The sequence below is a fragment of the Micromonospora sp. WMMD736 genome (assembly GCF_049179015.1).
GTDB lineage: Bacteria > Actinomycetota > Actinomycetes > Mycobacteriales > Micromonosporaceae > Micromonospora.
The window spans coordinates 1-2,088 of sequence record NZ_JBMHMI010000130.1; the positions used below are offsets into that span (position 1 = coordinate 1).

Below are 2,088 nucleotides of genomic sequence, written 5' to 3' on the forward strand. Positions count from 1 at the left end.
TGAAGCAAATGAAAAATAAGTTTATGTCGCGACCATTGTTCGCGCCATAAACTCATCGTGAATTCATGCGATCACATAACGTCAGCAGGTCACGTCGACGTAGACGGTATCTGACGTCACCGTCGTCGTCAGTGAGCTACCGCCGCGCGAATCGGTGGTGGAGTGCGTGTGCCCCGGCCGCACCTCGCTGACCGTGCAGTCAGCCAGCGGTGCCGCTCCGGTCCTGTTCAGGATCACGTTGTAGCCACTAGCTTCCAGCGTTCGCACCGTTTCGTCGACGGTCGAGGGCCCGGTCGGCGCCGCCCCGGCGGCATCCGTTCCCACTGTCAGCGCGGCTAGACCCAGTGCGCACCCGATTGCCGCAACAACGAAATTCTTCATCTCCCGACCTCTCCTGAATTGGTTTGCTTATGCATTCCAATGTAGGAGCGATTCGCGGGATATCCCGGTGCTCATAGTGAACGCATAGAAAGCCCAAATTCGTCGGAAACTTTCTACAGCTTGGCGATCACTTTCTCGGCGAAGCGCTCCAGATGGCGGATCTTTCTGTCCAGCGGCTCGGTGTCCGGCCCGATGATGTAGGGCAGCCGGAATCCCACGATGACGTCGGTGACGCCCTTGTCCTCCAGCCGTTTGATGCCGTCGAGCGTGAACGCGTCGGCCGAGATGACGTGGATTTCAAAGGGGCCCGTCTGGCCCTGTTCGGCACGCAACGTGTGCAGCCGGGCGATCAGCCGGTCGAGCTCGTCGGGATCGCCACCGCCGTGCATCCACCCGTCGCAGCGGACGGCCCGGCGCAGCGCGGCGTCGGCGTGCCCGCCGATCAGGATGGGGATCGGCCGGCTGGGCGCCGGGCTCATCTTAGTTTTGGGGATGTCGTAGAACTCGCCGTGGTACTCGAAGTACTCGCCGGTGGTCAGCCCCCTGATGATGTCGATGCACTCGTCCATCCGCTTGCCGCGCCGGGCGAACGGCACTCCCATCACCTCGTAGTCCTCGGGCCACGGGCTGGTGCCGACGCCCAACCCGAGCCGGTTGTCGAACAGCGCGGCCAGCGACCCGGCCTGCTTGGCCACCAACGCCGGCGGCCGGATCGGCAGCTTGAGCACGAAGAAGTTGAACCGCAGCGTCGTCGTCACCGCGCACAACGCGCCGGCCAGCACGAACGCCTCGATGAACTCCTTGCCGTCCAGGAATTCCCGGTTGCCGTCCGGGGTGTAGGGGTACTTGGCATCGGACTCGAACGGATAGGCCACGCTGTCGGCGATCGTCATCGCGTGATACCCGGCCGCCTCGGCGGCTTGAGCCAGCGGAATGTAAAAGGTCGGATCGGTCATGGCTTCGGCGTAGGTGAACCGCACATACCCTCCTGATGTTTGAAGCTCGGGTGGACGAGGAACGCAGTCCCGGTGAGTACTGCGTCCAAAGCCTTGTACAAACCGCTGGCCCTGGTGAGCAGTGTGGCAGGCGCGCTGCTGGCCAGTGAGATCTTTGCGCGGGTCTGGAAGAAGGTCGGCGACAGCGACCAGGAACCGCCGGAGCCCAAAGACCTGAACCGCTCGGGCCGAGAGGCGCTGAGCGCCGCTGCGTTGCAGGGCCTGATCTTCGGGTTGACCAGGGCCGCGGTGGACCGTGCCAGCGCGCATGGCTACCGGGCGGTGACCAACGAAGACCCGCAGTAGCCCGTCCGGCAACATGGGGTAGGTGCACCAGCCACCGGGACGTCGTTGGCTCACCCGCAACGTTCGCGTCCTGTCGGCGGTGTCGTTTCTGCAGGACACCGCAAGTGAGCTGCTCTACCCGCTGCTGCCGATCTACCTGACCACCGTGCTGGGGGCACCCGCCGCGGTGGTCGGCGCGGTCGAGGGTGCCGCCGAAGGTGCGGCGTCGCTGACCAAACTCGCCGCCGGCCCGCTGGCTGACCGATACTCCCGCCGGCCGCTGATCGCCACCGGCTACGGCATGGCCGCGCTGGGCAAGGTCATGGTGGCCGCGGCCACCGGCTGGGGTGGTGTGCTGGCCGGCCGGGTGACCGACCGGCTGGGCAAGGGCATCCGCGGAGCCCCACGCGATGCGCTGCTGGTCGTT

The 2,088-nt window shown here is 65.3% G+C and carries 4 protein-coding genes; 2 read left to right on the forward strand and 2 right to left on the reverse strand.

From position 1 onward, the window contains the following. Positions 1-81: 81 nt before the first annotated feature. On the reverse strand, positions 82-381 hold the full coding sequence (locus ACN269_RS34575; protein WP_421477524.1) for a hypothetical protein: 300 nt from the start codon (positions 379-381) through the stop codon (positions 82-84). Between the two features lie 113 nt (positions 382-494). Continuing rightward, entirely contained in the window at positions 495-1,361 is an 867-nt protein-coding gene (locus tag ACN269_RS34580; protein WP_421477526.1) for a TIGR03619 family F420-dependent LLM class oxidoreductase, read from the reverse strand. A 48-nt stretch (positions 1,362-1,409) separates the two neighbouring features. On the opposite strand from ACN269_RS34580, the gene ACN269_RS34585 reads away from it, so the two are divergent. Together ACN269_RS34585 and ACN269_RS34590 are read left to right on the forward strand one after the other, a co-directional pair. Beyond that, complete coding sequence (locus ACN269_RS34585; protein ID WP_421477528.1) at positions 1,410-1,682, forward strand: DUF4235 domain-containing protein; 273 nt, start codon at positions 1,410-1,412, stop codon at positions 1,680-1,682. A gap of 22 nt (positions 1,683-1,704) precedes the next feature. Continuing rightward, positions 1,705-2,088, forward strand: a 384-nt coding sequence (locus ACN269_RS34590; protein WP_421477530.1) for an MFS transporter, incomplete at its 3' end; no start/stop codon positions are given.

Bases quoted from the DNA above. Each gene is read 5' to 3' on its own strand.
- ACN269_RS34575 (WP_421477524.1), bottom strand. From the start codon at position 381: ATGAAGAATTTCGTTGTTGCGGCAATCGGGTGCGCACTGGGTCTAGCC.